Source organism: Methylobacterium sp. J-067 (genome assembly GCF_022829465.1).
GTDB lineage: Bacteria > Pseudomonadota > Alphaproteobacteria > Rhizobiales > Beijerinckiaceae > Methylobacterium > Methylobacterium litchii.
Map to the genome: position 1 here is coordinate 75549 of NZ_JAKSXZ010000133.1, position 25880 is coordinate 101428.

Here is a 25880-nt window from a genome sequence, read left to right on the forward strand (position 1 = left end):
CCCTCAACCGGACTGGCCGCGCTCTGCGGCGAGCTTGATGCCCGCCAACACGCGGTTGTAGGTGCCGCAGCGGCAGATGTTGGTGATCTCCTGGCGGATCTGCTCCTCGCTCGGGTGCGGCGTCTGCGCCAGCAGGGCCGCCGAGGCCATGATCATGCCGGGCTGGCAGAAGCCGCATTGCGGCACGTCGAGCTCGGCCCAGGCCTGCTGCACCGGATGGGCGGCGCCCGGCGCCAGCCCCTCGATCGTCACGATCTTCTGCCCCGGCTCCACTGCCGAGAGCGGCATCGAGCAGGAGCGCACCGCCGCCCCGTCGATATGCACAGTGCAGGCGCCGCACTGGGCGATGCCGCAGCCATACTTGGTGCCGGTCAACCCGATCTGCTCGCGGATCACCCAGAGGAGCGGCGTGTCGGGCTCGGCATCGACCTCGCGGACGACGCCGTTGACGGTCAAACGCGCCATCGGATTCTCTCTCTGGAACAGGCGTAATGTATACCGTATCCTCAGAGCAGCCTTCGCCTCAAGGGGCAAGGGCGCAAGTAACGGCATGGACACCTTGCCGGACGGGCACCGTTCCAGGACCGACCGTACTGGCCATGGAAGGCGCCCGCTGTCTGTCGATGCTTAGTGGAACACGCCGAAGAACCACAGAAGCAGGATGATCGGCAGCGGTATCCCCAACAACCAAAGCAATCCACCGCGCAGCATATTGGCCTCCTCGTTGTCGTTTCATCCCCCCGTGAGCTGATGCTCTGCTTGCGGGAACGCACGACGCGCCGAAAACGATGCGCGGTTTTCTCACCTCGTCCCACATCGCGTTTCATGCGCCTCGACCTGTCGCGACAGGCTCCTCTTTTTCCGGGCCCGCAGAGATCATTCGTCCTCGCGGGCGAAGATCTTTGGAATGTCGGGCGGCGGCCCGGCGATCTACACACTCGCCGACGACAACAGCCTGCCAGAGCTTCCCACCGATGCGCCTTCCGAGAATGTTCGCCGCCGCCCTCCTCACCCTCGGCGCGACGTTGGCCCAGGCCGAGACCCTGAAGGTCGGCACCGTGCCGGGCGCCTACAGCGACGCCGTCAACGCCTTGATCCCGGAGGCCAAGGCGCAGGGCATCGACGTCAAGGTCGTGGAATTCAGCGACTGGACCACGCCCAACGTCGCGTTGGATGCCGGCGACATCGACCTGAACTTCTTCCAGCACCGGCCCTTCATGGAGAACGCCTCCAAGCAGAAGGGCTATGCGTTCGACATCGTCGGCCTCGGCATCCTGCAGAATGTCGGCCTGTATTCCCTGAAGCATAAGAGCTTCGACCAGATCCCCGTCGGCGGGACGGTCGCCATCGCCAACGATCCGGTGAACCAGGGGCGCGGCCTGCTGCTCCTGCAGAAGGCCGGGCTCATCAAACTCAAGGACGGCGTCGGCTTCCTCGGCACGGTCGACGACATCACCGAGAATCCGAAGAAGCTGAGATTCACCGAGGTCGAGGGGCCGCAGCTCGTGCGGATCACCGGCGATGTCGACCTCGCGCAGGGCTACCCGCACTTCATCATCGCCGCCGGGACCTTCGACCCGACGAGCGCGCTCCTCTATTCCGGCATCGAGGACAAGCTCTTCACGGTGAGCTTCGTCACCAAAGCCGCGCGCAAGGACGATCCGGTCGTCAGGAAATTCGTGGCGCTGTTCCAGAACTCGGAGGCCGTGAAGCAGCAGATCCACAAGTCCTTCGCCGGCAGCGACAAGCTGTACGTACTGGCGTGGCAGAAGTGACGATGGACGGCTTGGCTTTCGTCGGCCTCCACGACGCGGAGGCCTGGGCGGGCGGCGCCGCCGCCTCGCGCCCCGTCTCGGCCGCCCCGGCGCCCGCCGCGCCCCGGACGGGCGGAACCGTGCGGTTCGAGGGCGTCTCCAAGACCTACCGATCCGCCGGGGGCGAGGTCCGCGCTTTAGAGGACATCTCCCTCGCCATCCCGGCGGGCGCGATCGTCGGCATCATCGGCCGCTCGGGGGCGGGGAAGTCGAGCCTGCTGCGCACGGTGAACCGGCTGGAGGAGCCGACCTCCGGCCGGGTGCTGATCGACGGCGAGCCCATCGCCGGGCTCGGCACGGAGGGGCTCGTGGCCCTGCGCCGCCGCATCGGCATGATCTTCCAGCACTTCAACCTGCTCTCGGCCAAGACCGTCCGGCAGAACGTGGCGCTGCCCCTGCGGGTCGCCGGGGTGGACCGGGCCGAGACCGCCCGGCGGGTGGAGGAGGCGCTGCGCCTCGTCGGGCTGGAGGGGAAGGCCGATTCCTACCCGTCGCGCCTGTCGGGCGGGCAGAAGCAGCGGGTCGGCATCGCCCGCGCCCTGGTCAGCGACCCGGAGATCCTGCTCTGCGACGAGGCGACCTCGGCGCTGGACCCCGAGACCACCCTGTCGATCCTCGGCCTGCTGCGGGACATCAACCGGCGGCTCGGGCTCACCATCATCCTCATCACCCATGAGATGAGCGTGATCCGCGAGATCTGCTCCGAGGTCGTGGTGTTGGAAGCCGGGCGGGTCGCCGAGACCGGGCCGGTCTGGCGGGTCTTCGGCGCGCCCGAGCACCCGGCCACGCGGGCGCTGCTCGCGCCGCTCACCCACGCCCTGCCGGAGGATCTGGCGGGGCGGGTCTCGCCGCATCCCGTGCCCGGTGCGCGGGCGCTGCTGCGGATCGCCTTCGCCGGGCGGGAGGCGCCGGACCTGTCGGCCCTCGCCGCGGCGGCGGGCGGGTCGGTGCGGCTGCTCCAGGCGGAGATCGAGCGCATCCAGGGCCACGCGGTCGGGCGGATGCTCGTCGCCGCCGAATGGCCGGAAGCGGAGGCCCAGCTGCGGGCCATCGGGCTGAACGTCGAGGGGATCGGCTATGTCGCCGCAGATGATTGACCGCCTCTCGCAGGCGGCGTTCGACACGCTGTTCATGGTCGGCGTGTCGGCCTCGGTCGCGGTGGCGGTGGGCATCCCCCTGGCGCTGTTCCTCGTCACCTCCGGGGCGGGCGGCATCTTTCCGGCGCCGCGCGCGAACCGCGTGGTCGGCATCGTGGTGAACGGCTTCCGAGCCGTGCCCTTCATCGTGCTGCTCGTGGCGCTCATCCCCTTCACCCGGCTCGTGGTCGGCACCACCATCGGCGTCTGGGCGGCCATCGTGCCGCTGGCGGTGAGCGCCACGCCGTTCTTCGCGCGGATCGCGGAGGTGTCCTTGCGGGAGGTCGATCCGGGGCTGATCGAGGCGGCGCAATCCATCGGCTGCCGCCGCCGCCACATCCTGCTCCACGTGCTGCTGCCAGAAGCCCTGCCGGGGATCGTCGGCGGCCTCACCATCACCCTCGTCTCGATGATCGGCGCCTCGGCGGTGGCCGGGGCGGTGGGGGCCGGGGGGCTCGGCGACGTCGCGATCCGCTACGGCTACCAGCGCTTCGACACCACCGTGATGACGGTGGTGATCGCGATCCTGATCGCCCTGGTCTGCCTCGTGCAGTTCGCGGGCGACAGCGCGGTGCGGAGGCTGCGCGCGCGATGAAGCCCCCCGCCAAGCAGATCCGGCTCAACGCGTTCAACATGAACTGCGTCGGCCACATCAACCACGGTCTGTGGACCCATCCGCGCGACCGCTCGCCCGAGTACAACACCCTCGCCTACTGGACCGATCAGGCGAAGCTCCTGGAGCGCGGCTTGTTCGACGGGCTGTTCCTCGCCGACATCATCGGCGTCTACGACATCTACGGGGGCGGCATCGACGTCACCGCGCGGGAGGCGGTGCAGCTTCCCGTCAACGACCCGACCCTCATCGTCCCGGCCATGGCGGCGGTGACGGAGCATCTCGGCTTCGGCGTCACCGTGAACGTCTTCGCCGAGGCGCCCTACACCTTCGCCCGGCGGATCTCGACCCTCGACCACCTGACCAACGGGCGGATCGGCTGGAACGTCGTCACCGGCTATCTCGACAGCGCCCATCGCGGCCGGGGCGAGGTGCTGCCGCCCCATGACCGCCGCTACGACTACGCGGACGAATACCTGGACGTGCTCGGCAAGCTCTGGGAAGAGAGCTGGGACGATGCCGCCGTGCGCCGGGACCGGGAGGCGCGGGTGTTCAGCGATCCGGCGCGGATCCGCAAGATCGCCCATCGCGGGGAGTTCCTGTCGGTGGAGGGCACCCATCTCTGCGAGCCCTCGCCCCAGCGCACGCCCGTCCTCTACCAGGCGGGGGCCTCCGGCCGGGGCCGGGCCTTCGCCGGGCGCCACGCGGAATGCGTGTTCATCTCCGCCCGCGACAAGGCGACGGCCCGCGACTCCGTCCGCGCCATCCGCGCCGAGGCCGCCGCCGCCGGGCGCGACCCGCAGGACGTGAAGGTCTTCCTCGGCCTCGCCGCCATTCCCGGCCGCACCCGCGCCGAGGCGGAGGACAAGCGCGACGAGTATCGCCGCTACGCCAGTTCAGAGGCGGGGCTCGCGCATTTCTCCGCCTCCACCGGCATCGACTTCGCCCGCTACGGCCTCGACGAGCCGATCCCCTACGCGCCGGGCAACGCGATCCAGTCGGCCACCGCCGCCGCCGCCCAGCGCGGCCTGACCAAGCGCGATCTCCTCGGCGAACTCGGGCTCGGCGGGCGCTACGCGGTGCTGACCGGCGATGCCGTGTCCATCGCCGACGAACTGCAATCCTGGGTCGAGGAAGGCGAGGTCGACGGGTTCAATCTGAGTCGCATCGTCGTGCCGGAAAGCTTTTCGGACTTCATCGACATCGTGATCCCCGAATTGCAGGATCGCGGCCTCTACAAGACCGCCTACGCGCCGGGCACGCTCCGCAACAAGCTTTTCGGCGCGGGCGACCGCCGCCGCAGGGTCGCCCAGGGTTGAGTGCCGGGGCGCACGCCCGGCGTCCCGGCGGGCTTTGCGTGGGCAAAATTCCCACTTATACCGGAGGGCAAGCTTGAGGGCTCGGGCGGCGTGTTGTCGTGTCCGAGCCGAGTGGGAAATATGCCCACACAGGAGTTGGCCCGATGCGCCGCGCGATTGTCACCCTCGGCCTGCCGCGAACCGGCGCGACCTCGTTCCAGGAGGTGCTGACGCGACTGAGGCCGAACCTCGGCGAGGTCGGGCTGTGCGCCCCGAAGCTCGCGCCGCCCGTCCTGCACGCCTCGGCCGACGTGAGCCAGCACCGTCTCGCCCGCCTCGCCACGATCCTGGCCGAGACCGACGCCGACACGGTGATCGTCGCCTGCGAGGATTTTTCCGTGCAGCGGCCCGATCCCGGCGGCCCCGCGCGCGTCGCCGCGCTGTTTGGCCGGTTCGGCTTCGCCATGGAGGTGGCCCTGGTGGCGACGCCGCAGGCCGAGCGGCTGGCCTGCGCCTATGCCCAGCGGACGCAGATCCTCGCGGAGGCGCGGACCTTCCGGGGCTTCGTCCGGCGCGAGGGCTTCTCGGATCGCTACGATCCCCTTGCCCTGCTCGACCCCTGGCGCCGCGCCGCCGGGGAGCGGATCCGAATCGTGCCCGTCCGCGACCGGCGCTCGCCCGCGCCGCTGCTGGTGCGCCTCGTCGCGGAACTGGGGCTGACGGAACGGCTCGACCCGCTGCTGGCGCCCGGCGACCTGCTGGAGCGGGTCAACCGCAGGTCCGGCCCCTTCGCCGTGGAGGCGTCCCGCCGCCTGCACGCGCTGGGGCTGCATCGGCGCGCCGCCGGGCAGAGGCGGCGGCTCGGGCATCTCCTCGACAACCTCGCCTGGGCGCGGGGCCTCGATGCCGAGACGTTCCGGGGCGAGGCGCGCGAGGCAGTCGCCGCCGTCGAGGCCTATCACGGGGAGGCGAACGAACGCCTCGCCGCCCTCGCCTGGGGGCGCAACTGGGATGCGGTCGTGGCCCGCGGCCCCGGCCTCCCGCCGAACGAGCTGGCGGGCCGGACCCTGCCGCCGGAGAGCGAGGCGGAGGTCGAGGGACTGGTCGCGGATGTGATGGCCCATGCGGGCCATCGGGCGCCGCCCCGGTGGCTGCGGCGGGTCGATGCCATCGTCGAGGACGGGATCGAGCGTCTCACCGACCTGATCGGGCGGCCGACCTGGCGGGTGCGCTAGCGCCGCGCCGCCACGGGTCCGCCGGCCGTCGCGGCGATCTCCTGCGGGCCGCCGACGAGGGCGTCGGGACGGCTGACCGTGCCGAGGTCGCGCTGGCTGTATTCCTTGGCGCTGTAGGGCAGGGCGGCCTCCTCGGCGGGGGGCGCGAAGTTCGTGCTGAAGACCGGGTTCTGCCCGCCGTCCTTGTAGACGAGGCGCTTGGCCGCCACGCCTGCGGCGAGTTCCGCCACGCGGCGCTCGTCGGCCGCCTGCTTGGCGGCCACGGCCGGGTCGATGACGGGGGCGCAGGGGTTGGTCGCGATCTCCGGGCCGCCGAAGCTGTAGCGCAGGCCGCAGACGCCGACCTGCGGCTCCTGGCCCGTCACCTCGAAGATGTCCGAACCCTCCTTCAGGTTCTTCCAGAACGGCATGTTCGGGTCGTTGCGGAAGGTGGCGAGGTTCTGCGCGTTCATGCGGAACGGGAGGGCCTGGAACTGGAAGCTCCGCTGCCCGCCCGCGAAGGCCTCCCGGGCCAGGGCGTAGATCTCGGAGATGGTCTGGTCGGTCATGGCGAAGCAGCCCATGGACGAGCAGGTGCCGTGGACCATCAGGTAGCTGCCCGTGCGGCCGTTGGCGCGGTCGAACTCGTTCGGGAAGCCGGTGTCGAAGGAGAGGTAGTAGGACGAGTTCGGGTTCATCTGCCCCGGCGTGATCGTGTAGAACCCCTCGACCGTCTGGCGGTCGCCCTCCTTCACCTTCGGGCCGAGCTGGCCGGACCAGCGGCAGACCGGATAGGTCTTCAGCAGCGCGTAGCGGCCGTCCGGCCCGCGCTTCCACACCTCCATCTCCGATTCCTTCTTGTAGGCGCGGATCAGGATCGGGTCGGCCGGGCTCATGCCGGCCTTGGCCATCAGCGAGAGCGTCCGGGGCGGGATCGGGTCGAGGTGGCGGGTGGAGGTCTCGTGGCAGCCGGCGAGCCCGGTCAGGCCGATCAGGAGAGCTGCCGTGGCGCGGATGCGGATCATGCCACCTCCTATGTCCCAAGAGATTGGCCAGACCGGGGCAGCCGACGAACCCCGTGTCCCTGGTCCGAACCGCCGCCAGGCGCTACAGCGCCCGCCTCACGGTGGTGCGGAAGGCGAGGGGGCGAGATGACGTCGGTGAACCAGCTGATCGCCGGGGAACTCGGCGTGCGGGAGGCCCAGGTCGAGGCCGCCGTCGCCCTCCTCGACGGGGGCGCGACCGTCCCCTTCATCGCCCGCTACCGCAAGGAGGCGACGGGCTCGCTGGACGATTCGCAGCTGCGCCTGCTGGAGGAACGCCTCGGCTACCTGCGCGAGCTGCGCGATCGGCGGGCGAGCGTGCTGGAGAGCATCCGCGCCCAGGGCAAGCTCACGCCGCAGCTCGCCGCCGCCATCGCCGCCGCCGACACCAAGGCGCGGCTCGAGGACATCTACCTCCCCTACAAGACCAAGCGGCGGACCAAGGCGCAGATCGCCCGCGAGGCCGGTCTCGGCCCGCTGGCCGAGGCCCTGCTCGCCGACCCGACGCCGAGCCCGGCGGGCCTCGCCGCCCGCTACGTCGCCCCGGACAAGGGCGTGCCCGGCGCCGAGGCGGCGCTGGAGGGGGCGCGGCACATCCTCGTGGAGCGCTTCGCGGAGGATGCCGACCTCGTCGGGCGCCTGCGCGAGGATTTCTGGCGCGCCGGGCAGGCGGTCTCCCGCGTCCGCAAGGGCAAGGAGGCGGCGGGCGCCAAGTTCGCGGATTACTTCGATTGGAGCGAGCGGCTGGAGCGCATGCCCTCGCACCGGATCCTCGCCCTGTTCCGGGGCGAGAAGGAGGAGATCCTCGATCTCGACCTCGCCGCCGAGGGCGAGGACATGCCCGCCGGCACCCCCGGCCCGTTCGAGCGGGCGATCTGCCACCGCCACGGCGTCGCCGCCCACGGCCGCCCCGGCGATGCGTGGCTGCTGGAGACGGTGCGCGGGGCGTGGCGCACCAAGATCCGCACCGGCATCAAGACCGACCTGCGCACCCGCCTGTTCGAGAAGGCCGAGGCCGAGGCGATGAAGGTCTTCGCGGGCAACCTGAAGGACCTGCTGCTGGCCGCCCCGGCGGGGGGGCGCGCGACGATCGGGCTCGATCCCGGCTACCGCAACGGCGTGAAGGTCGCGGTGGTGGACGCCACCGGCAAGGTCGTGGCCGTGGAGACCACCTATCCGCACGAGCCGCAGCGCCGCTGGCGCGAGACGGTCGAAACCCTCGGCCGGCTCTGCCGCACCCACAAGGTGGACCTCGTCGCCATCGGCAACGGCACCGCCTCGCGGGAGACCGACAAGCTCGCCGCCGAGGTGCTGGCCGCCAACCCCGACCTCAGGATGACCAAGGTCATGGTCTCGGAGGCCGGCGCCTCGGTCTACTCGGCCTCCGAGATCGCGAGCCGGGAACTGCCCGATCTCGACGTGTCCCATCGCGGCGCGGTGTCCATCGCCCGGCGGCTGCAGGATCCGCTGGCCGAACTCGTGAAGATCGACCCGAAATCCATCGGCGTCGGCCAGTACCAGCACGACGTGACCGAGGCGAAGCTCTCGCGCTCCCTCTCGGCGGTGGTCGAGGATGCGGTGAACGCGGTGGGCGTCGACGTGAACACCGCCTCGCCCGCCCTGCTGGCGCAGGTCTCGGGGCTCGGCGCGTCGCTCGCCGCCAACATCGTGGCCTATCGCGACGGGAACGGCCCGTTCCGCAGCCGCGTGGCGCTGAAGAAGGTGCCGGGCCTCGGGCCGAAGACCTTCGAACTCTCGGCGGGCTTCCTGCGCATCCAGGGCGGTGAGAACCCGCTGGACCGGTCCGGCGTCCACCCGGAGGCCTATCCGGTGGTGCGGCGCATCCTGGAGGCCACGAAGAGCGACATCCGCGCCCTGATCGCCGACGGCGCCAAGCTCAAGGCCCTCTCGCCCGCCGCCTTCGCGGACGAGCGCTTCGGCGTGCCGACCGTGCGCGACATCATCGCCGAGCTGGAAAAGCCCGGCCGCGACCCGCGCCCCGCCTTCAAGACGGCGACCTTCCAGGAGGGCGTCGAGACCCTCGGCGACCTGAAGCCCGGCATGCAGCTCGAAGGCGTGGTGACGAACGTCGCCGCCTTCGGGGCCTTCGTGGATATCGGCGTCCATCAGGACGGGCTCGTCCACATCTCGGCCATGGCGCGGCGGCGGATCTCCGCCCCCTCCGAGGTGGTGAAGGCCGGGGACGTGGTGCGCGTCCTCGTCCTGTCGGTGGACGTGCCGCGCAAGCGAATCGCCCTTTCGATGCGCCTCGACGATCCGATCGACCGCGCGGCCCCCAATGCCGGGTCCCGGCCTCCGGCCGCACGGCCGGCGCCCGCGCCCGCCCCCGCCGGCCAGCCCGACGGCGCCCTGGCCGCCGCCCTCCGGCGGGCGACGACCCGGCCCGGCCGCTAGCGCCTGCTTGACAGGCCCGCCCGCGCGGGCCCTCCCTTGGGGTCATCACGAGAGCGGTGACCCATCGGCGCCGCCGAACCAGGGACGCGACGCGCATGGCATTCTCGGCGGCGGAGGCATTGCCGGCGGATTGGCGCGAGGGCCTGTTCCTCGGCCGGGCGCACCTGCCCGAGGGGCCGTCCCCGATCCTGATCGAGGGCGGGCGCGTCTACGACATGGCCGCCGTCGCGCCGACCGTGTCGGCGCTGGTCGAGGCCCGGCATTTCACCGGGGCGGGCGGGCGCCCCCTCGACGGGCCGGACGGCCTCGCCCTGCTCAGCCCCATCGACCTGCAATGCGTGAAGGCCTCCGGCGTCACCTTCGCGGTCTCGGCCCTGGAGCGGGTCATCGAGGAGCGCGCGGACGGCGACCCGGCCGCCGCCGCCGCCATCCGCACCCGCCTCGAAGTGCAGATCGGGGGAAGCCTGCGCGCCGTCGTGCCCGGCACGGAGGACGCCGCCGCCCTCAAGCGCGCCCTGATGGCGGACGGCCTGTGGTCGCAGTATCTCGAAGTCGCCATCGGGCCGGATGCGGAGATCTTCACCAAGTCCCCCGTCCTCTCGACCCTGGGCTGGGGCGCCGAGATCGGCATCCGCTCGGATTCGACGTGGAACAACCCCGAGCCGGAGATCGTGCTGCTCGTCGCCCCGGACGGCACGTCGGTCGGGGCGAGCCTCGGCAACGACGTCAACCTGCGCGATTTCGAGGGCCGCTCGGCCCTGCTCCTCGGCAAGGCCAAGGACAACAACGCCTCCTGCTCCCTCGGCCCGCTGGTGCGGCTGTTCGATGACCGCTTCACCATGGACGACGTGCGCCACGCCGAACTCGAACTGGTGGTGGAGGGCGAGGACGGCTACCGCCTCACGGGCGCCAGCGCGATGAGCCAGATCAGCCGCGATCCCCTCGATCTCGTCCGCCAATCCCTCAGCGAGCACCAGTACCCGGACGGGTTTGTGCTGTTCCTGGGCACCCTGTTCGCCCCGATCCAGGACCGCGACGAGCCCGGCCGGGGCTTCACGCACAAGGTCGGGGACCGGGTGACGATCGCGAGCCCGCGTCTCGGTAAGCTCGTGAACCGCGTGACCACCTCGAAGGACGCCGCCCCCTGGACCGAGGGTATCGGCGCCCTGATGCGCAACCTCGCCGGCCGGGGGCTGCTCTCCCGCGCGACATAGCTTGCAGACTTACAGCTAGCTTGCTAACTATTGGCTCACGAAGCGTCGGCGAAGGAGCCGGTCCGATGAGCCATGACGTCGCCCGGCTGCGGCGCGCCTACACCCACACGCTCCTGCTGGCCGGGCGGCAATATCGCCGCGCGGCCAACGTCGTCACGGAGCGTTACGGCCTCTCGGACGCGACCGGCCTGCCCCTGCTCCTGATCGGCCGCCACGGGGGCGAGCCCCGGCAGAACGCCCTCGCCGACGCGGTGGGAATCGAGGGCGCGTCCCTGGTGCGCCTCCTCGACCAGCTCTGCGCGGCCGGTCTGGTGCTCCGCAAGGAAGACCCGACCGACCGCCGCGCCAAGGTGCTCAGCCTGACGGCGGAGGGCCGGGCGGTCGTCGCGCGGATGGAGGCCGATCTAGAAGACCTCCGCGCGGCGATCTTCGGGGAGGTCGAGAGCTCCGACATCGAGGCCAGCCTGCGGGTCTTCGCGGCCCTGCAGCGCTACACGGGGGAGGCGACCCCGTGACCCTTCCCGGCTGGCGCGACTGGGCCTTCGCCCTCAAGACCTTCGCCGCCGCGATCCTGGCGCTGTACCTCGCCATGTGGATCGACCTGCCGCGCCCCCATTGGGCGCTCGGCACCGTCTACATCACGAGCCAGATGCTCGCCGGGGCGACGCGCGCGAAGGCGCTCTACCGGGTGCTCGGCACCCTGCTCGGGGCCGTGGTGAGCGTGATCCTCGTGCCGAACCTCGCGAATTCGCCGGAATGGCTGACCCTCGCCATCGCGATCTGGGTCGCCCTGTGCCTGTACCTCTCCCTGCTCGACCGCACGCCGCGCGGCTACCTCTTGATGCTCGGCGGCTACACGGCCGCGCTGATCGGCTTTCCGGCCGTCGCCGAGCCCGGCACGATGTTCGACACGGGGGTCGCCCGCGCGGAGGAGATCCTGCTCGGGATCCTCTGCGCCAGCCTCGTGAACACCGTGGTGCTGCCGCGCTCCGTCGCCCCGCTGATCGCCGAGCGCCTGGACCAGTGGCTCGGGCAGGCCCGCGCCTGGACGGCGGGGATCGTCCGGGGCGAGGGGGACGACCCCGCCGCGCGCCTGCGCCTCGCCTCCGGCGCCATCGCCCTCGACGCCCTGGCGACGCCGCTCCGCTACGACGGGACAGGCACGGAGGCGGCCTCCGCCTCCATGGCGACCCTGCGCCAGCACATGCTGATGGTCCTGCCCATCGTCTCGGCCCTCGGCGACCGGGCGGACGCCCTGACGCGGGAGGGCGCGCTGCCGGCGCGGGCGAGGGCGCTCCTCGCGTCCCTCTCCACCTGGATCGCCTCCGGCAGCGCCGACCCGGCCGAGGCCGGCCGGCTGCGGCGGGAGGCGGACGCGGTGGATCCATCCCTGCGCGCGGGCTCGCCATGGAGCGACCTCGTCCTCGCGAGCCTCGTGGCGCGGATGCGCGACTTCATCGACCTGCGCCAGGACATCCAGGCCCTGCGGCGGCACGTCGTGGAGGGCGTGCCCGTGAAGGGGGCGCCCGCCTTCCGCTACACGGCGCAGGCCCGCCGCATCCGCCACCGCGACCACGGCGTCGCCCTGCTCTCGGCGGTGACGGTTTTCCTCGTGATCCTGCTCACCTGCGCCCTCTGGATCGCCACCGGCTGGCCGGACGGCGCGGGCGCGCCGATGATGGCCTCGGTCGGCTGCTGCTTCTTCGCCGCGCAGGACGATCCCGCGCCGTCGATCCTCACCTTCGCCCATTCGGCGATCCTCGGCGCCGTGGTCTCCGGCGTCTACCTGTTCGGGGTGCTGCCCCAGGCCACGAGCTTCGAGATGCTGGCGCTGGCCCTCGCCCCGGCCCTCATCCTGTGCGGCCTCTGCATGACACAGCCCCGGACCGCGTCGCTCGCCATGGGCGCCGCCGTGAACGGCTCGGCCCTCATCGCCCTGCAGAGCAGCTACACCGGGGATTTCGCGGCCTTCGCCAATTCCGCCATCGCCGTCGTCGGTGGGATGTGGGTGGCCGTGGTGGTCACGCGCCTCGTGCGCTCCTTCGGTGCCGGCTGGGCGGCGCGGCGCCTGCGGGCGATCAACCGGGCGAGCCTCGCCCGCGCCGCCGGGCGCCACGGGGCTGAGAGCGGGCTCGCCCTCGCGGCGATCATGCTCGACCGGGTCGGGCTGCTCGCCCCCCGCCTCGCCGCCCTGCCGCCGGAGGAGGCCGCCGGGACCGCCGACCTGATCGGCGAGGTGCGCGTCGGGATCAACGTGGTCGAGCTGCGCCGGGGCCGGCGGGACCTCGCGCCGGAGGCGCGGCATGCGGTCGAAGATCTGCTCGCGGCGATGGCCCGCGACTTCGCGGGCGAGGCGGCGCGCCCGCCGGCCGACCTGCTGGCCATCCTCGACCACGCCCTCGCCGCCACCGCCACCGCCCCGGAGCATCCCGGCCACCGGGCGGCGCTGCTCGGCCTCGTCGGCCTCCGGCGCGGCCTGTTCCCCGAGGCCGCCCCCTATCGCCCGCGCCGCCCGGCGCCCCTCCCCACGGCACTCGCGGCATGACCGGCGAACTCGACCTCTACGGCGTCTACGTCCCGAGCCTCGCGGCCTGGATGCTGATCGCCTTCCTCCTCAGCGCGGTCCTGCGCCGGGTGCTCGCCCGCTGCGGCCTCTACCGCCTCGTCTGGCACCGGCCGCTCTTCGACCTCGCCCTCTTCGTCCTCCTGCTCGGCTGCGTCGTGCGCCTCGCGCAGCCCCTCGCCTCCTGAGCCCCGGCCCCTGTCATGACACGGTTCCTCGCCCTCGCCCTCCGGCTCGCCGTCACCCTCGGAGCGGTCGCCGCCGCCCTCGTCGTCGCCCTCTCCCTCTGGGACTATTACATGGACGCCCCCTGGACCCGGGACGGGCGGGTGCGCGCCGACGTGGTCGAGATCGCCCCCGACGTCTCGGGCCTCGTCACGCAGGTGCTGGTCGAGGACAATCAGGAGGTGACGCGCGGCGACGTGCTGTTCCGGATCGACCCCGAGCGCTTCACCCTGGCCCTGCGGCAGGCTGAGGCGATGGTGGAGGGCAAGCGGGCGAGCGCCGAGCAGGCCGCCGCCGATGACCGGCGCTACAGCCGCCTGAGCGACGCCGCCGTCTCGCAGCAGAAGGTCGAGCTGGCGCGGGCCACCGCCCTCGCCGCCAAGGCCGCCTACGATCAGGCCGTGGCCGACCGGGACGTCGCCAAGCTCAACCTCGCCCGCTCCGAGGTGCGGGCCTCGGTCAACGGGCGCATCACCAACATGGAGCTGCGGCCGGGCCACTACGTGAACACCGGCAAGGGCGTGATGGCCCTGGTGGACCGCGACACGCTGCGGGTCGAGGGCTATTTCGAGGAGACGAAGCTGCCGCGCATCCATGTCGGCGACCGCGCCCGCATCCGCCTGATGGGCGAGAGCACGCTGCTCACCGGCCATGTCGAGAGCATCGCGGGGGGCATCGAGGACCGGGAGCGCAGCGCCGGGGCGAGCCTTCTGGCCAACGTGAATCCGACCTTCGCCTGGGTCCGCCTCGCCCAGCGCATCCCCGTGCGGATCCGCCTCGATGGGGAAGCCGACCGCCGGATGCTGGTCTCCGGCCGGACCGCAACGGTGGCGGTGGAGGGGCCTTCCCTGGATCTCCTCGACGGCTGGCGGCAGGCGCGTGCCGCCGCCGACCGTTTGGTGCGCTGACGGCGAGGATCGCTTCGCGGAACCGGCCGGTTGACGCAGCGGGATGCCCCGGTACACGCGAGGCTCGGATGGACCCCGACACGTCGATCGCCGCCCTGCTCGCGCGCAACGCGGAACTCGAGGCCGACAACGCGCGCCTGCGCCGCCTCTTCGACCGGCGGGACACCCCCGCCGACCTGCGCCAGCGCCTGCGCTCGACCCTCGGCCTGCTGCGCGAGGTGATCCAGCGCTCCGCCGAGGCGCGGGAGGAGGCCGCGGAATACGCCGCGCACCTGCGCGACCGGCTCGATTCCATCGTGCGGATGCATGTCGCCATCGACCATACCGGCGACGTCGACCTGCACGCGGTCATCGCCGAGGAATTGCTGACCTACACGGTGCAGGAGGGCGACCGCCTGCACCTGAGCGGGCCCACGATCCGCCTGCGGGCGCGGGCGGCGCAGGTCCTGGGGCTGGCGATCCACGAACTCGCCGTGAACGCGGTGGAGCACGGCGCGGCGATGCAGGCGGGGCGGATCGCCGTGTCCTGGCACGTGGAGCCGGGCGATCCCGATCCGCTCTTCACCCTCGCCTGGACGGAGACCGGGCTCGGAGGGCTCGCCACCCCGGCCCGGCGCGGCTTCGGCGCGGAGGTGCTGAGCCAGATGGTCGGCCACGACCTCGCCGGGCGGACGAATCTCGCCTTCGCGCCGGACGGGCTGCACTGGACCCTCCGCTGCCCGTTCCCGCCCCGCATGGGCTATCTCGCCAGGGGCGACTGAGCCCCGCCTTGCCGAACTATCCGCTCGGATATAACGCTGGCCGGATCGCCGCCGCGAGGATCGCCCGATGAAGCTCGTCACCGCCGCCGCCCTCGCCGGGCTCCTCGCCACGGGCGCGGCCCATGCCGCCGGGACCGGCTGCGGCGGCTTCGCATGGTCCCTCGACGCCGAGCGGGCGCTGCTCGCCGCGCCGGAGGCCGGGGACACGACCGCGCCGCCCACGTTCCGCCGGCTCGCGATGACGCCGCTGGCGCAGGCGGCCCTGCCCATGCCGCCGGAGCGGGCGCTGCGCGAGCCCGGCAGCGCGCTCGCGGGCGTCACGCGGGTGAGCGTGCCCGAGGCGGGCCTCTATCGGGTGACGCTGCCGGCGGAGGGCTGGATCGACGTCATCCAGGGCGGGGCCTATCGCCGCCCCGAGGCCTTCACCGGGGCGAAGGACTGTCCCGGCCTGCGCAAGAGCGTGCGCGTCCGCCTCGACGCGGGCGAGGCGGTCATCCAGATCACCGGGACGACGCCCGTGCCCGGCCTCGCCTTCACCCGCGAGCCGTGACGGGCGGTTGCCAAGAGCCGGCGGCGCTGCCACTTGCGGGGTGAGTCAGGTGCGCGGGAACGGGAATGGTCACGATGCTTGCCGACCTCGTCGCCCGCGCCGCCACCACGGCCCGCCGCCATGCCCAGCGCTTTCCGGGCGTGATGGCCAAGGACAGGCTGCCCTGGGCGGTGATCGAGGCCTACGATGCCGACGTGCGCGGCCATCTGGAGCGCGACCCGCGCATCGAGGACGAGCGCGACCGGGTGCTCATCGCCGCCGTCAAGCTCGCGGAGACGCCGCCCGACGAGGAAGACGAGATCGACACCGCCCGCGCCGGCCTCGTGGACGCGATCGACTATCTGGAACAGGCGGTGCTGCGCTTCGGCCTCGCCAACCGGCAGGCGGTGAAGCTCGGTCTCGGCGAGGCGGGCCGCCGGGTCGGGGATGTCGCCCCGGCGGCCGGCGCCCCGCATTAGCGCTCAGCGCGCGGCGGCCTTCACGGCGGCGGGCAGGATCACCTGGCCGCTGGCGATCTTCGAGGGCCAGATGGCGACCTGCTTGCCGCCCTGCCACTGCGCCAGGAGGCCGGTGACGTAGCCCTCGCCGTACTTGATCGAGTGGGTGAAGGGATCGTCCTTGCCCTGGAACTGGGTGCGGCCGGCGACGCCGGTCCAATCGGTCTTCTCCAGGGCGTCCACGAGCTTGTCGGCCTCGCTCGATCCGGCCCGCTTGATCGCGTCGGCGATGTAATAGACCTGATCGTAGGCCATGTAGCCCGCGTAGGACGGGGCGCCGTTGAAGCGCTTCTTGAACGCCTCGCCGAAGGGCACGGTCTTGTCGGTCATGGCCGCGCCGGGCACCGCGAGGCTCTGGAAGATCACCCCGTCCGTGCCGCCGTTGGTGTCGTTCCAGAAGGTCGAGGCCGTGGCCTGCGAGTTCATGCCGGTCATGGCGAGCGGCACCTGCTGGTTCTTCCACTGCACCGTCGGCTGCACCCCGACATGCGAAATGCCGGTGACGATGAGATCCGGCTTGGCCGCCTCGATCTTGTTGTAGATCGGCGTGAAGTCGCCGGTATCGGGCGAGAAGCGGATGTGCTCCACCACCTTCAGCCCGATCTTCGGCAGGCATTCCTCGTAGCCGACGTCGAGGGGCCGGGTCCACGCGGCGTCCTCGCTCATGATCGCCGCCGTCTTCGCCTTGAGCAGGTCGGTGAGCACCGCCTTGCTGCCGTCGCAGATCGATTGCGCCAGCGCGGCCGAGGTCAGGTAGCCGTGGAACGTGTACTTGTTGCGGGCATAGTCCTTGTGGACCGCGAGGCTGATCTCGTTCGAGGCGGCGCCGGGCGTGATCATCGGCGTCTTCAGCCGCGCCGCCCAGGGCATCAGCGCCAGCACGACTTCCGAGATATAGCTCGCGATGACGACCTGAACCTTGTCCTCGCTCACCGCCCGCTGGAAGGCGCGCACCGCGTCGGCGGCGGAGGACTTGTCGTCGTAGGTCACGACCTGGATCATCCGGCCATCGACGCCGCCCTTGGCGTTGATCTCGTCGGCGGCGAGCTGCGCCGCCTGCGGGATCGAGGCGCCGACCACCGCCTGCGCCTCCGCGATGACGCCGATCTTGATCGGGTCCGCCGCCTGTGCCGGGCCTGGGACAGCGAGGGCGGCGATCACGGCGAGGGCGGTACTGTTCAGGAAAAATCGGCGGCCGGCGGCGTTGGACATGTCGCTTCCTCCTGACGCCGCGCCGATTCTCTTGAACTTCGGCTGCGGTCGTCTTGGCGAATTCTGTATCCATTGCCCGCACGGCGCAATGCATCAGGATTGGAAACGGGCCGGATCGTCATTGTTGAAGGCCCTCGGCATGACCCACCACACACGTCATTGCGAGCGTAAGCGAAGCAATCCAGGGCAGCGGGCCGTTTCCGAGCGTGGCGCATCCCTGGATTGCTTCACTGCGTTCGCAATGACGGCGCTGTTTGTGGTGACGATGGCGGTGACGGCGCGGCATCCTCGAACACCTGCCGCAGCGCCGACCTGAGGATCTTGCCGGCCGGGTTGCGCGGCAGCATCCCGTCCCAGATCCGCACGCGGACGGGCACCTTGTAGGCGGCGAGCCGCCCGGCGGCGAAGGCGCGGATCGCCTCGGGCGTAGCGTCGGAGCCCGCCGCGAGGGTCACGACGGCGCCGGGCTCCTCGCCGAGGGTCGGGTGCGGCACCGGCAGGACGACGGCGTCGATCACGTCGGGATGGGCGAACAGGACGTCCTCCACCTCGATGCAATGGATGTTCTCGCCGCCCCGGATCAGCATGTCCTTCATCCGGTCGACGATGGTGACGAAGCCCTCCGCGTCGGCGAAGGCGAGGTCGCCGGTATGGAGCCAGCCCTCGCGAAAAGTCTCGGCGGTGGCCTCGGGGTCGTCCCAGTAGCCGCGCACGATGCCCGGCCCCCGCACGCAGAGTTCCCCGACCTCCCCCGGCGGCAGGTCGCGGCCGAGCAGGTCGCGGATGCGGATCTCGCAGACCGGCAGGGGCGGGCCGCAGGATCCGGGATGGGCGATGTAATCCTCGCCCTGGTGGTGGGTGAAGGTGGCCGAGGTCTCGGTCATGCCCCAGCCCGTCGCCGGCACGACCTGCGGGAAGGCGTCTCCGAGACTGCGCACGAGGTCGGCGGCGGCGGGGGCGCCGCCGTAGGACACGCTCTCCAGGCTCGGCAGCGGGCGCCCGGCGGCGCGGGCGGCCTCCGCCAATTGCCACGCGATGGTCGGCACGCCGCCCGCTGTGGTGCAGCCTTCCGCCTCCACGAGGTCGAGGGCGTCCTGTGGGTCCCAGCGGTGCATCATCACCAGCCGGTGCCCGCCGAACAGGGCGCTGCCGAGGGAGGCGTGGCAGGCGGTGACGTGGAACAGCGGGATCGCCAGCAGGGCGGCCCGCTGGGGGGCGTTCGGATCGGGCTTGGGCGGCTCCAGGCCCTTGCGCAGGGCCGTGCGCGCCGCCGAATAGGGATAGGCCATCACCGTCGAGGCGGCGGCCCGGTGGGTGCCGATGGCGCCCTTCGGCTTACCCGTCGTGCCGGAGGTGTAGAACAGGGTGGCGTCGTCCTCGGGGTCGAGGGCGAGGCCCGGCAGGGGGCGCTCGGGCAGGGACGCCCACGCCCCCGTGGGGCCGATGATCTCGGCGAGCGCTGGGGAGGCGCCCGGCTCGGCGCGGGTGGCGATGACCGCCGCGAGCGCTGGGCATTCGGTGAGGTGGGGGGCGAGCCGGGCGAGGCGGTCGCCGTCGGCGATCAGCACCCGCGCGCCGGAATGGGCGAGCGCGTAGGCGAGTTCCGGCCCGGTCCACCATGCGTTGAGCGGCGTCGCGACGGCGCCCGCGAGCAGCGCCCCGTAGGCGCAGACCGGCCATTCCGGCAGGTTGCGCATGGCGATAGCGACCCGGTCGCCCTTCGTGACGCCGAGGCCGATCAGGTGATGGGCCAGGGCGATCGCCGCCTTGGCGAAGCCCGTGAAGCTCGTCCGCTCGTCGCGGTAGACGAGGAATGTCCGGTCCCCGTGACCCTGCGCGCGAAGGAACAGGTCGCGCAGCGTCCCCGGCGCGTTCACCCAGATCCGAGTCGGCACGCCCCGGATGGTCCGGGTCTCGACGGCGTAGGGCGAGCCCGGCGCGGTCAGCCGAGCCTCGGCCTCCGCGAAGGCCATCGCCGGCCAGCCGGGGGGAAGGGCCGGGCCGGTCATCGGGCGATGGTCACGCCGCCATCGGCGACGAGGGCCTGTCCGGTCACGAACCGTCCCGCCGGGGAGGCGAGGAACACGGCGGCGCCGGCGATGTCGTCCGGCTCGCCGATCCGGCGCAGCGGCGCGGAGCCCTCGGTCTGGGCCAGCATGGCGGGGTCCTCCCAGAGGGCGCGGGCGAAATCGGTGCGGACGAGGCCCGGGCAGAGGCAGTTCACCCGCACATTGTGGGGGCCGTACTCGACCGCGTAGTTCCGCGCGAGCTGCAGGTCGGCCGCCTTCGAGACGTTGTAGGCGCCGATCACCGGAGAGCCCTTCAGGGCGCCGATGGACGACACGATCACGATGGCCCCGTCCCGCCGGGCCACCATCCCCGGTGCGCAGAGCTGGATCAGCCAGTGGTTCGACAGCACGTTGTTGTCGAGGATCTTGCGGAACTGCTCGTCGGAGATGCCGGCCAGCGGCCCGTAATACGGGTTGCTCGCCGCGTTGCAGACCAGGATATCCACCGGGCCGAGGCTCGCCTCGGTCCCGGCGACGAGGGCCTGCAACTCCTCCTTCACGGAAATGCTCGCCGGGATCGCCACCGCCCGGCCGGGGCCGTGGGCTTCCTCGATCTCGCGGACCACCGCCTCGCAGGCCTCGCGCCTGCGGGAGGAGATCACCACCCGCGCGCCCTGCTCGGCCATGCGCAGGGCGATGGCCCGGCCGATGCCCTTCGAGGAGCCGGTGATGAGGGCGACCTTGCCGGTCAGGTCGAACAGCGACATCGATCCTCCCTCACGCCCCCGCCCGCTCGGCGAAGGCCCACGCGGCGGCGGCGAGCGTCGGCACCCGCGCGGCCATGGCGGCGGCGTGTTCGCTCGCGGCGTTGCCGGCCCTGGCGCGGGCCGCCACGCCCTGCAGGATGCCCACCAGCCGGAACAGGTTGTAGGCGAAGTACCAGTCGAGGGCGGGCATGTCGGCCCGGCCCGCCGCCCGGCAATAGATCGCCACCGCCTCGTCCCGGTCGGGGATGCCCAGCGCCTTCAGGTCGAGGCTGCCCAGCGGGCTGCGGCCGTCGGCGGGGAGTTCCCACTGCATCAGCAGGTAGCTGAAGTCGGCGAGCGGGTCGCCGAGCGTCGAGAGTTCCCAGTCGAGGACGGCGGCCACCGTGCCGTCCGGGCGATAGACGAGGTTGTCGAGGCGGTAGTCGCCGTGGACGATGGACGTGCCCGCCTGCTCCGGCACGGTGCGGGGCAGCCAGTCGATCAGCCGCTCGACATCCGTGAGCCGCCCGTCCTCGGCGGCGCGGTACTGCTTCGTCCAGCGGTCCACCTGCCGGGCGAAGTAGTTGCCGGCCTTGCCGTAATCCGAGAGCCCGGCCGAATCCGGGTCGATGGCGTGAAGCCGCGCAAGCGTCCCGATCATCGCCGCGTAATGCCGGTGGCGGCTGTGCGGATCGAGGCCGGGCAGCGCCCCGTCCCAGTGGACCGCGCCCTCCACCGCCTCCATCACGTAGAAGGCCGCGCCGATGAGGCCCGCGTCCTCGCACAGGGCGAAGGGGCGCGGCACGGGGAAATCCTCGGCGTAGAGGGCGCCGATCACCCGGAACTCGCGCTCCACCGCGTGGGCCGAGGGCAGCAGCGTCCCGAAGGGTTTCCGACGCAGCACGTAGGCCGCGCCCGGCGTCTCCAGCCGGTAGGTCGGGTTCGATTGGCCGCCCCGGAACTGCATCACGCTCAGCGGGCCGGAAAAGCCCTTCACATGCTCGGCCATCCAGCCGGCGAGGCAGGCCTCGTCGATCCGGTGGCGGGGCTCGACCGGCTTCACCCCCGTGAAGTCGAGGGCCGCGCTCACGCCCCCGCCCTCGCATTGGTGTGGCGGGCGAATTCGAGCCTTGCGATGGAGCGGTTGTGGACCTCGTCCGGCCCGTCCGCGAGGCGCAGCGTGCGGATATGGGCGTAGGCGTGGGCGAGGCCGAAATCCTCGCTGACGCCCGCCGCGCCGTGGGCCTGGATCGCGTCGTCGATGACCTTCAGCGCCATGCGCGGGGCGGCCACCTTGATCATCGCGATTTCGAGCTTGGCGCCCTTGTTGCCGACCTTGTCCATCATGTCCGCCGCCTTGAGGCAGAGGAGCCGGGTCATCTCGATCTCGGTGCGGGCCTCGGCCACCCGCTGCTCCCAGACCGACTGGTCGCTGATCCGCTTGCCGAAGGCGACCCGCGACACGAGCCGCCGGGCCATGGCCTCCAGCGCCGCCTCGGCGACGCCGATGGTGCGCATGCAATGGTGGATGCGCCCCGGCCCGAGGCGCCCCTGCGCCACCTCGAAGCCGCGCCCCTCGCCGAGGATGAGGTTGTCGGCGCTCACTCGCACGCCTTCCAGAACCACCTCGCCGTGGCCCTTGGGCGCGTCCTCGTAGCCGAAGACCGGCAGCAGGCGCGCCACCCGCAGGCCGGGCGTGTCGAGGGGCACGAGGATCTGCGATTGCTGCGCGTGGCGCGGGGCCTCCGGGTCGGTCTTGCCCATCAGGATCGCGATCCGGCAGCGGGGATCGCCGACGCCGGTCGACCACCATTTGCGGCCGTCGATGACGTACTCGTCGCCCTCCCGGCGGATCGACGTGGCGATGTTGGTGGCGTCGGAGGAGGCCACATCCGGTTCGGTCATCAGGAAGGCCGAGCGGATCTCGCCGGCCATCAGCGGCTTCAGCCAGCGCGCCTTCTGGGCATCGGTGCCGTAGCGGTGCAGCACCTCCATGTTGCCGGTGTCGGGCGCGGCGCAGTTGAACACCTCGGAGGCGATGCCGACCCGGCCCATCGCCTCGGCGCACAGCGCGTAATCGAGGTTCGTGAGCCCGGCGCCATGATACTCCGGCGTGTCGTGTTCCGGGGACGGCGGCAGGAACAGGTTCCACAGCCCCTCGCCCTGCGCCTTGTCCTTCAGCCGCTCCATCGTGGGGGAGGGGCCTGTCGCCCGCTCCGCCGCCACGGCGACCTGGGCCGGCTCGATCTCGCGGGCGATGAAGGCCTGCACGCGGTCGAGCCAGTGGCGCTGGGTGGGCGAGAGGCTAAAATCCAAGCGAATGCTCCTGGTCCGTGATCGGGTGCGCCGGGCGCCTACAAGTAGGCCGCCCCCATCTCCGTGGCGAACCGGTCCGGCGGGCCTTCCCAGACGATGTTCGCCTGTTCCAGCACGTAGACCCGGTCGGCATGGGGCAGGGCGAAGGTCACGTTCTGCTCGCCGAGGAGCACCGTGATCGGCGTGGTCTGCCGCAGCCGTTCGAGCGCCTTCGACAGTTGCTCCAGGATCACCGGCGCGAGGCCGAGCGTCGGCTCGTCGAGGATGAGGAGGCGCGGGCGCATCATCAGGGCGCGGGCGATGGTCAGCATCTGCTGCTCGCCGCCCGACAGCGTGCGCGCGCTCTGCCCCTCGCGCGCCTTCAGGATCGGGAACAGCTCGTAGAGCTTGTCCCGCTCCTTGGCGGCCTCGGCCTTCGACAGGTGATGGCCGCCGAGGTCGAGGTTTTCGAGCACGCTGAGGTCGCCGAACAGCTCGCGGGTCTCGGGCACCTGCACGATGCCGGCCCGCGCGATGGCGGCGGGGGTCATGCGGGCGAGGTCCTGGCCGCCGAAGCGGATCGTGCCCGCATGGGGCACGAGGTTGGAGACCGCGTTGAACAGGGTGGTCTTGCCCGCGCCGTTGAGCCCGACCACCGAGACGAACTCGCCCTCGTGGACGTGGATCGACACGCCGCGCAGGGCCTGCGCCTTGCCGTAGAGCACGTCCACGCCCTCGACCGTGAGGAGCGATTCCCTCTTGAAGGCCGCCTCGGGCCGGGCCGCCGTCTCGATGCTGCCGCCGAGATAGACCCGCCGCACGGTCGGGTCGGCCATCACGGATTCGGCGCTGCCCTCCGCGATGCGCTCGCCGAGGTAGAGGGCGAAGACCCGGTCCACGAGGGCGGCGACGCTCTTCACGTTGTGGTCCACGAGGAGCACCGCCTTGCCCTCGTCCCGGAACCCACGGATCAGCGCCGAGAAGGTCGCGACCTCCGGGCCGGTGAGCCCGGCGAAGGGCTCGTCCACCAGCACGACCTTGGGATCGCGGGCGATGGCCTTGGCGAGTTCGAGCCGCCGCAGGTCGGCGAAGGCCAGCGTCCCCGGCCGCCGGTCGATGACGGCGCCGAGGCCGACCCGCTCGGCGATGGCCCGCGCCCTGTCCGTGACGGATGAGTCGGGGGCCAGCCGCAGGAGGCTGTCGGGCAGCAGGGCGAGAACGATGTTCTCCAGCACCGTCTGGCGCATCAGCGGCCTCGCGTGCTGGAAGACGAGGCCGATCCCGGCGCGGGCGACCTTGTGGGCGGGCCAGCCGGCGATCTCGGTGCCGTCGAGGCGGATCGAGCCGGCGCTGGGCTTTTCCAGCCCCATCACCAGCTTCATCACCGTGGACTTGCCCGAGCCGTTCGGGCCAATCAGCCCCAGGATCTCGCCGGGCCGGAGGTCGAGATCGACATTCTTGGCCGCGACGAGGCCGCCGTAGCGCTTCGTCAGGCCGTGCACGGTCAGGCAGGGCTCGGCCCTGACGGTCGCGGCGGCGGGCGGTTTCACGGCCACCGTCATGACGCCCTCCGGAACGAGGCGAGGCCCAGGAGCCCGGTGGGCACGAACAGGATCACCGCGAGCGCCGCCGCCGAGACGACGAAGGTTGAGAGCGAGCCCAGCGGGCGCAGCAACTCGCCCGCCGCGATCAGGAACACCGCGCCGACCGCCCCGCCGACGATGGTGCGCCGCCCGCCGAGCACGGCGGCGATGATGATCTGCACGCCCACCGCCGTGTCGATCAGCGTGCCGACCGAGGCGGTGCCCATGTAGAAGACGATGAGCCCGCCCGCGAGGCCGGAGAAGGCCGCGCTGACGGCGAAGGCCGCGATCTTGTGCTTGGCGACGTTGAAGCCGAGCGCCCCGGCCACCACCGGATCCTGCCCCGCCGCCTGCAGGATCAGCCCGGCGGGCGAGCGGGCGATGGCGGTGAGGATCAGGCCGGAGACGGTCATGAAGCCGAGCGCGATCCAGTAGTTCGTGTCGGCGTCGATGGAGATGACGTCGGGCACGGTGAGGCCGATCTCGCCCCCCGTCAGGTCGGAGAAGACGACGATCAGGTTCTGCAGCAGCAGCACGGCCACCAGCGTCACGAGGCCGAAATACGGCCCGCTGAGCTTCAAGGCCGGCACCGCCAGGGCGAGGCCGCCGATGACGGCGAGCGCCGTGCCTGCGAGCAGGCAGAGGGGGATGTCGAGCCCGTAGCGGTTGTTGAGGATGCCGGCCCCGTAGGCGCCGAGGCCGATCAGGAAGGTCGGCCCGAAGTTCACCTCACCCGCGAAGCCGAAGAGCAGGTCCCAGGCCATGGAGAACACGGCGAAGTAATAGGCGATGGTGAGCAGGCCGAGGATGTAGCCGGAGACGCCGAGCGGCAGCAAAGCCGCCGCGACGAGGATCGGCAGGGCGATCAGGATGAAGCGGGCCGGGATCAGGCTCATCAGCGCCTCCCCAGGAAGCCCTGCGGGCGCAGGTACATGACGGCCACCAGGAGCAGGAGCGCCGGGATCACCCGGTAGGCGGGCGAGACGAGGTAGGCGGTGGCGGTTTCGAGGTAGCCCACCACGTAGGCCGCGATCAGCGAGCCGGTGACGCTGCCGAGCCCGCCCAGCACCACGATGGAGAAGGCGCTCGCGGTGAGCGGCCCGACCGAATAGGACGACACGCCGAGGAACATCCCGAGCAGCACCCCGGCGATCCCCGCGAGCAGCCCGTAGATCGCCCAGACCGCGATGTAGATGCGGCCCATGTCGTGGCCGAGCAGCGTCACCCCGCGCGGGTTCATTGAGGCGGCGAGCAGCACCTTGCCCGCCCGCGCCTTGTTCACGAAGGCCCAGAGCAAGGCGATCACCACCCAGCAGACGAGGGCCGTGAACCACTCGTTGCGCGGGGTGCGCACGCCCGCGAACTCCACCACGCCCTCGATCAGCGGCAGCACGGTCTTGGGGTTGTCGGTGTAGAAATAGGCGACGAGCTGCTGGATCATGATCCCCCAGAGCAGCGTGCCCGTGAGGATGAAGATCTCCTTCTCGGCGCGGGGGATCGCCTTGCTGCGCTCGATGGGCGCGACCACCGCGAAATAGGTGACGAGCGCCCCCAGCAGGCCGCAGACCACGCCGATGGCGGCGCCGGCATAGGAGCCGAAGCCGTATTGCGCGGACGCCGCCCAGGCGGCCACCGCCGCAGTGACCATGAGCGCCCCATGGGAGAGGTTCAGCACCCCCGAGACGCCGAAGATGAGGGTGAAGCCCATCGCGCCGAGCGCATAGAGCGCCGAGATCGCGAAGCCGTCGACGAGGATCTGGAGGCCGATCATCGGTGCGGCCCCG

The 25880-nt window shown here is 71.7% G+C and carries 23 protein-coding genes and 1 pseudogene; 14 read left to right on the forward strand and 10 right to left on the reverse strand.

Features of this window, described 5'->3' with window-relative positions:
- Positions 1-3 precede the first annotated feature (3 nt).
- Entirely contained in the window at positions 4-465 is a 462-nt protein-coding gene (locus MKK52_RS19495; protein ID WP_243956595.1) for a (2Fe-2S)-binding protein, read from the reverse strand.
- 509 nt (positions 466-974) lie between these two features.
- Between MKK52_RS19495 and MKK52_RS19500 the strand changes: the two genes are divergently transcribed.
- The 5 genes from MKK52_RS19500 (at position 975) to MKK52_RS19520 (ending at position 6096) form a co-directional block, all read left to right on the forward strand.
- Positions 975-1775 (forward strand): MetQ/NlpA family ABC transporter substrate-binding protein, encoded by an 801-nt coding sequence (locus tag MKK52_RS19500; RefSeq protein WP_243956597.1) that lies wholly within the window; start codon positions 975-977, stop codon positions 1773-1775.
- A gap of 2 nt (positions 1776-1777) precedes the next feature.
- Positions 1778-2911 (forward strand): methionine ABC transporter ATP-binding protein, encoded by a 1134-nt coding sequence (locus MKK52_RS19505; protein WP_243956600.1) that lies wholly within the window; start codon positions 1778-1780, stop codon positions 2909-2911.
- Entirely contained in the window at positions 2892-3545 is a 654-nt protein-coding gene (locus tag MKK52_RS19510) for a methionine ABC transporter permease (RefSeq protein WP_243956602.1), read from the forward strand. Before MKK52_RS19505 ends, MKK52_RS19510 begins: the two co-directional genes overlap by 20 nt.
- Complete coding sequence (locus tag MKK52_RS19515; protein ID WP_243956604.1) at positions 3542-4882, forward strand: LLM class flavin-dependent oxidoreductase; 1341 nt, start codon at positions 3542-3544, stop codon at positions 4880-4882. Before MKK52_RS19510 ends, MKK52_RS19515 begins: the two co-directional genes overlap by 4 nt.
- Positions 4883-5025: 143 nt before the next feature.
- On the forward strand, positions 5026-6096 hold the full coding sequence (locus MKK52_RS19520) for a hypothetical protein (protein WP_243956607.1): 1071 nt from the start codon (positions 5026-5028) through the stop codon (positions 6094-6096).
- Positions 6097-6113: 17 nt separating this feature from the next.
- On the opposite strand, the pseudogene MKK52_RS19525 reads toward MKK52_RS19520, so the two are convergent.
- A pseudogene (locus tag MKK52_RS19525) lies at positions 6114-7100 on the reverse strand (L,D-transpeptidase family protein); the annotation flags it as partial.
- 126 nt (positions 7101-7226) lie between these two features.
- On the opposite strand from MKK52_RS19525, the gene MKK52_RS19530 reads away from it, so the two are divergent.
- From MKK52_RS19530 to MKK52_RS19570, 9 genes are all read left to right on the forward strand, one after another.
- Positions 7227-9533 (forward strand): Tex family protein, encoded by a 2307-nt coding sequence (locus MKK52_RS19530; RefSeq protein ID WP_243956610.1) that lies wholly within the window; start codon positions 7227-7229, stop codon positions 9531-9533.
- Between the two features lie 95 nt (positions 9534-9628).
- Positions 9629-10747, forward strand: a complete 1119-nt coding sequence (locus tag MKK52_RS19535; protein ID WP_243956615.1) for a fumarylacetoacetate hydrolase family protein — start codon at positions 9629-9631, stop codon at positions 10745-10747.
- A 65-nt stretch (positions 10748-10812) separates the two neighbouring features.
- Positions 10813-11262, forward strand: a complete 450-nt coding sequence (locus MKK52_RS19540) for a MarR family winged helix-turn-helix transcriptional regulator (protein WP_243956616.1) — start codon at positions 10813-10815, stop codon at positions 11260-11262.
- Positions 11259-13292, forward strand: a complete 2034-nt coding sequence (locus tag MKK52_RS19545) for an FUSC family protein (protein ID WP_243956617.1) — start codon at positions 11259-11261, stop codon at positions 13290-13292. Before MKK52_RS19540 ends, MKK52_RS19545 begins: the two co-directional genes overlap by 4 nt.
- A complete protein-coding gene (locus MKK52_RS19550) occupies positions 13289-13498 on the forward strand; it encodes a DUF1656 domain-containing protein (RefSeq protein WP_243956618.1) in 210 nt (69 codons plus the stop codon). The genes MKK52_RS19545 and MKK52_RS19550 overlap by 4 nt, the downstream gene beginning before the upstream one ends.
- 15 nt (positions 13499-13513) lie before the next feature.
- Positions 13514-14443 carry an HlyD family secretion protein gene (locus MKK52_RS19555; protein ID WP_243956619.1) on the forward strand — a complete coding sequence of 310 codons (930 nt, stop codon included), beginning with the start codon at positions 13514-13516 and terminating at the stop codon, positions 14441-14443.
- Between the two features lie 68 nt (positions 14444-14511).
- A complete protein-coding gene (locus MKK52_RS19560) occupies positions 14512-15204 on the forward strand; it encodes an HWE histidine kinase domain-containing protein (protein WP_243956620.1) in 693 nt (230 codons plus the stop codon).
- A gap of 67 nt (positions 15205-15271) precedes the next feature.
- Positions 15272-15754 (forward strand): hypothetical protein, encoded by a 483-nt coding sequence (locus MKK52_RS19565; protein WP_243956622.1) that lies wholly within the window; start codon positions 15272-15274, stop codon positions 15752-15754.
- 65 nt (positions 15755-15819) lie between these two features.
- A complete protein-coding gene (locus MKK52_RS19570) occupies positions 15820-16212 on the forward strand; it encodes a hypothetical protein (RefSeq protein WP_243956623.1) in 393 nt (130 codons plus the stop codon).
- Between the two features lie 3 nt (positions 16213-16215).
- On the opposite strand, the gene MKK52_RS19575 is transcribed toward MKK52_RS19570, so the two are convergent.
- The 8 genes from MKK52_RS19575 to MKK52_RS19610 all read right to left on the reverse strand — a co-directional run bounded on the left by MKK52_RS19575 (position 16216) and on the right by MKK52_RS19610 (position 25867).
- On the reverse strand, positions 16216-17463 hold the full coding sequence (locus tag MKK52_RS19575; RefSeq protein WP_243956624.1) for an ABC transporter substrate-binding protein: 1248 nt from the start codon (positions 17461-17463) through the stop codon (positions 16216-16218).
- A 227-nt stretch (positions 17464-17690) separates the two neighbouring features.
- On the reverse strand, positions 17691-19472 hold the full coding sequence (locus tag MKK52_RS19580; RefSeq protein WP_243956626.1) for a class I adenylate-forming enzyme family protein: 1782 nt from the start codon (positions 19470-19472) through the stop codon (positions 17691-17693).
- A complete protein-coding gene (locus MKK52_RS19585; protein ID WP_243956628.1) occupies positions 19469-20239 on the reverse strand; it encodes an SDR family NAD(P)-dependent oxidoreductase in 771 nt (256 codons plus the stop codon). Before MKK52_RS19585 ends, MKK52_RS19580 begins: the two co-directional genes overlap by 4 nt.
- A gap of 10 nt (positions 20240-20249) precedes the next feature.
- The gene (locus MKK52_RS19590) at positions 20250-21308 is read right to left on the reverse strand and encodes a phosphotransferase family protein (RefSeq protein WP_243956630.1); all 1059 of its coding nucleotides are present in this window, start codon (positions 21306-21308) and stop codon (positions 20250-20252) included.
- The gene (locus MKK52_RS19595) at positions 21305-22534 is read right to left on the reverse strand and encodes an acyl-CoA dehydrogenase family protein (protein WP_243956632.1); all 1230 of its coding nucleotides are present in this window, start codon (positions 22532-22534) and stop codon (positions 21305-21307) included. The genes MKK52_RS19590 and MKK52_RS19595 overlap by 4 nt, the downstream gene beginning before the upstream one ends.
- A 38-nt stretch (positions 22535-22572) precedes the next feature.
- Positions 22573-24075: an ATP-binding cassette domain-containing protein gene (locus MKK52_RS19600; protein WP_243956635.1), complete on the reverse strand. Its 1503-nt coding sequence runs from the start codon at positions 24073-24075 to the stop codon at positions 22573-22575.
- On the reverse strand, positions 24072-24992 hold the full coding sequence (locus MKK52_RS19605) for a branched-chain amino acid ABC transporter permease (RefSeq protein ID WP_243956637.1): 921 nt from the start codon (positions 24990-24992) through the stop codon (positions 24072-24074). The genes MKK52_RS19600 and MKK52_RS19605 overlap by 4 nt, the downstream gene beginning before the upstream one ends.
- On the reverse strand, positions 24992-25867 hold the full coding sequence (locus tag MKK52_RS19610; RefSeq protein ID WP_243956639.1) for a branched-chain amino acid ABC transporter permease: 876 nt from the start codon (positions 25865-25867) through the stop codon (positions 24992-24994). The genes MKK52_RS19605 and MKK52_RS19610 overlap by 1 nt, the downstream gene beginning before the upstream one ends.
- Positions 25868-25880: the final 13 nt, after the last annotated feature.

Excerpts from the sequence above, each read along its gene's own strand:
- MKK52_RS19510 (WP_243956602.1), top strand. The coding sequence starts at position 2,892 with ATGTCGCCGCAGATGATTGACCGCCTCTCGCAGGCGGCGTTCGACACG.
- MKK52_RS19515 (WP_243956604.1), top strand. The coding sequence starts at position 3,542 with ATGAAGCCCCCCGCCAAGCAGATCCGGCTCAACGCGTTCAACATGAAC.
- MKK52_RS19560 (WP_243956620.1), top strand. The coding sequence starts at position 14,512 with ATGGACCCCGACACGTCGATCGCCGCCCTGCTCGCGCGCAACGCGGAA.
- MKK52_RS19555 (WP_243956619.1), top strand. The coding sequence starts at position 13,514 with ATGACACGGTTCCTCGCCCTCGCCCTCCGGCTCGCCGTCACCCTCGGA.
- MKK52_RS19520 (WP_243956607.1), top strand. The coding sequence starts at position 5,026 with ATGCGCCGCGCGATTGTCACCCTCGGCCTGCCGCGAACCGGCGCGACC.
- MKK52_RS19580 (WP_243956626.1), bottom strand. The coding sequence starts at position 19,472 with ATGACCGGCCCGGCCCTTCCCCCCGGCTGGCCGGCGATGGCCTTCGCG.
- MKK52_RS19530 (WP_243956610.1), top strand. The coding sequence starts at position 7,227 with ATGACGTCGGTGAACCAGCTGATCGCCGGGGAACTCGGCGTGCGGGAG.
- MKK52_RS19610 (WP_243956639.1), bottom strand. The coding sequence starts at position 25,867 with ATGATCGGCCTCCAGATCCTCGTCGACGGCTTCGCGATCTCGGCGCTC.
- MKK52_RS19565 (WP_243956622.1), top strand. The coding sequence starts at position 15,272 with ATGAAGCTCGTCACCGCCGCCGCCCTCGCCGGGCTCCTCGCCACGGGC.
- MKK52_RS19505 (WP_243956600.1), top strand. The coding sequence starts at position 1,778 with ATGGACGGCTTGGCTTTCGTCGGCCTCCACGACGCGGAGGCCTGGGCG.
- MKK52_RS19540 (WP_243956616.1), top strand. The coding sequence starts at position 10,813 with ATGAGCCATGACGTCGCCCGGCTGCGGCGCGCCTACACCCACACGCTC.
- MKK52_RS19550 (WP_243956618.1), top strand. The coding sequence starts at position 13,289 with ATGACCGGCGAACTCGACCTCTACGGCGTCTACGTCCCGAGCCTCGCG.
- MKK52_RS19605 (WP_243956637.1), bottom strand. The coding sequence starts at position 24,992 with ATGAGCCTGATCCCGGCCCGCTTCATCCTGATCGCCCTGCCGATCCTC.
- MKK52_RS19500 (WP_243956597.1), top strand. The coding sequence starts at position 975 with ATGCGCCTTCCGAGAATGTTCGCCGCCGCCCTCCTCACCCTCGGCGCG.
- MKK52_RS19495 (WP_243956595.1), bottom strand. The coding sequence starts at position 465 with ATGGCGCGTTTGACCGTCAACGGCGTCGTCCGCGAGGTCGATGCCGAG.
- MKK52_RS19575 (WP_243956624.1), bottom strand. The coding sequence starts at position 17,463 with ATGTCCAACGCCGCCGGCCGCCGATTTTTCCTGAACAGTACCGCCCTC.
- MKK52_RS19535 (WP_243956615.1), top strand. The coding sequence starts at position 9,629 with ATGGCATTCTCGGCGGCGGAGGCATTGCCGGCGGATTGGCGCGAGGGC.
- MKK52_RS19585 (WP_243956628.1), bottom strand. The coding sequence starts at position 20,239 with ATGTCGCTGTTCGACCTGACCGGCAAGGTCGCCCTCATCACCGGCTCC.
- MKK52_RS19570 (WP_243956623.1), top strand. The coding sequence starts at position 15,820 with ATGGTCACGATGCTTGCCGACCTCGTCGCCCGCGCCGCCACCACGGCC.
- MKK52_RS19600 (WP_243956635.1), bottom strand. The coding sequence starts at position 24,075 with ATGACGGTGGCCGTGAAACCGCCCGCCGCCGCGACCGTCAGGGCCGAG.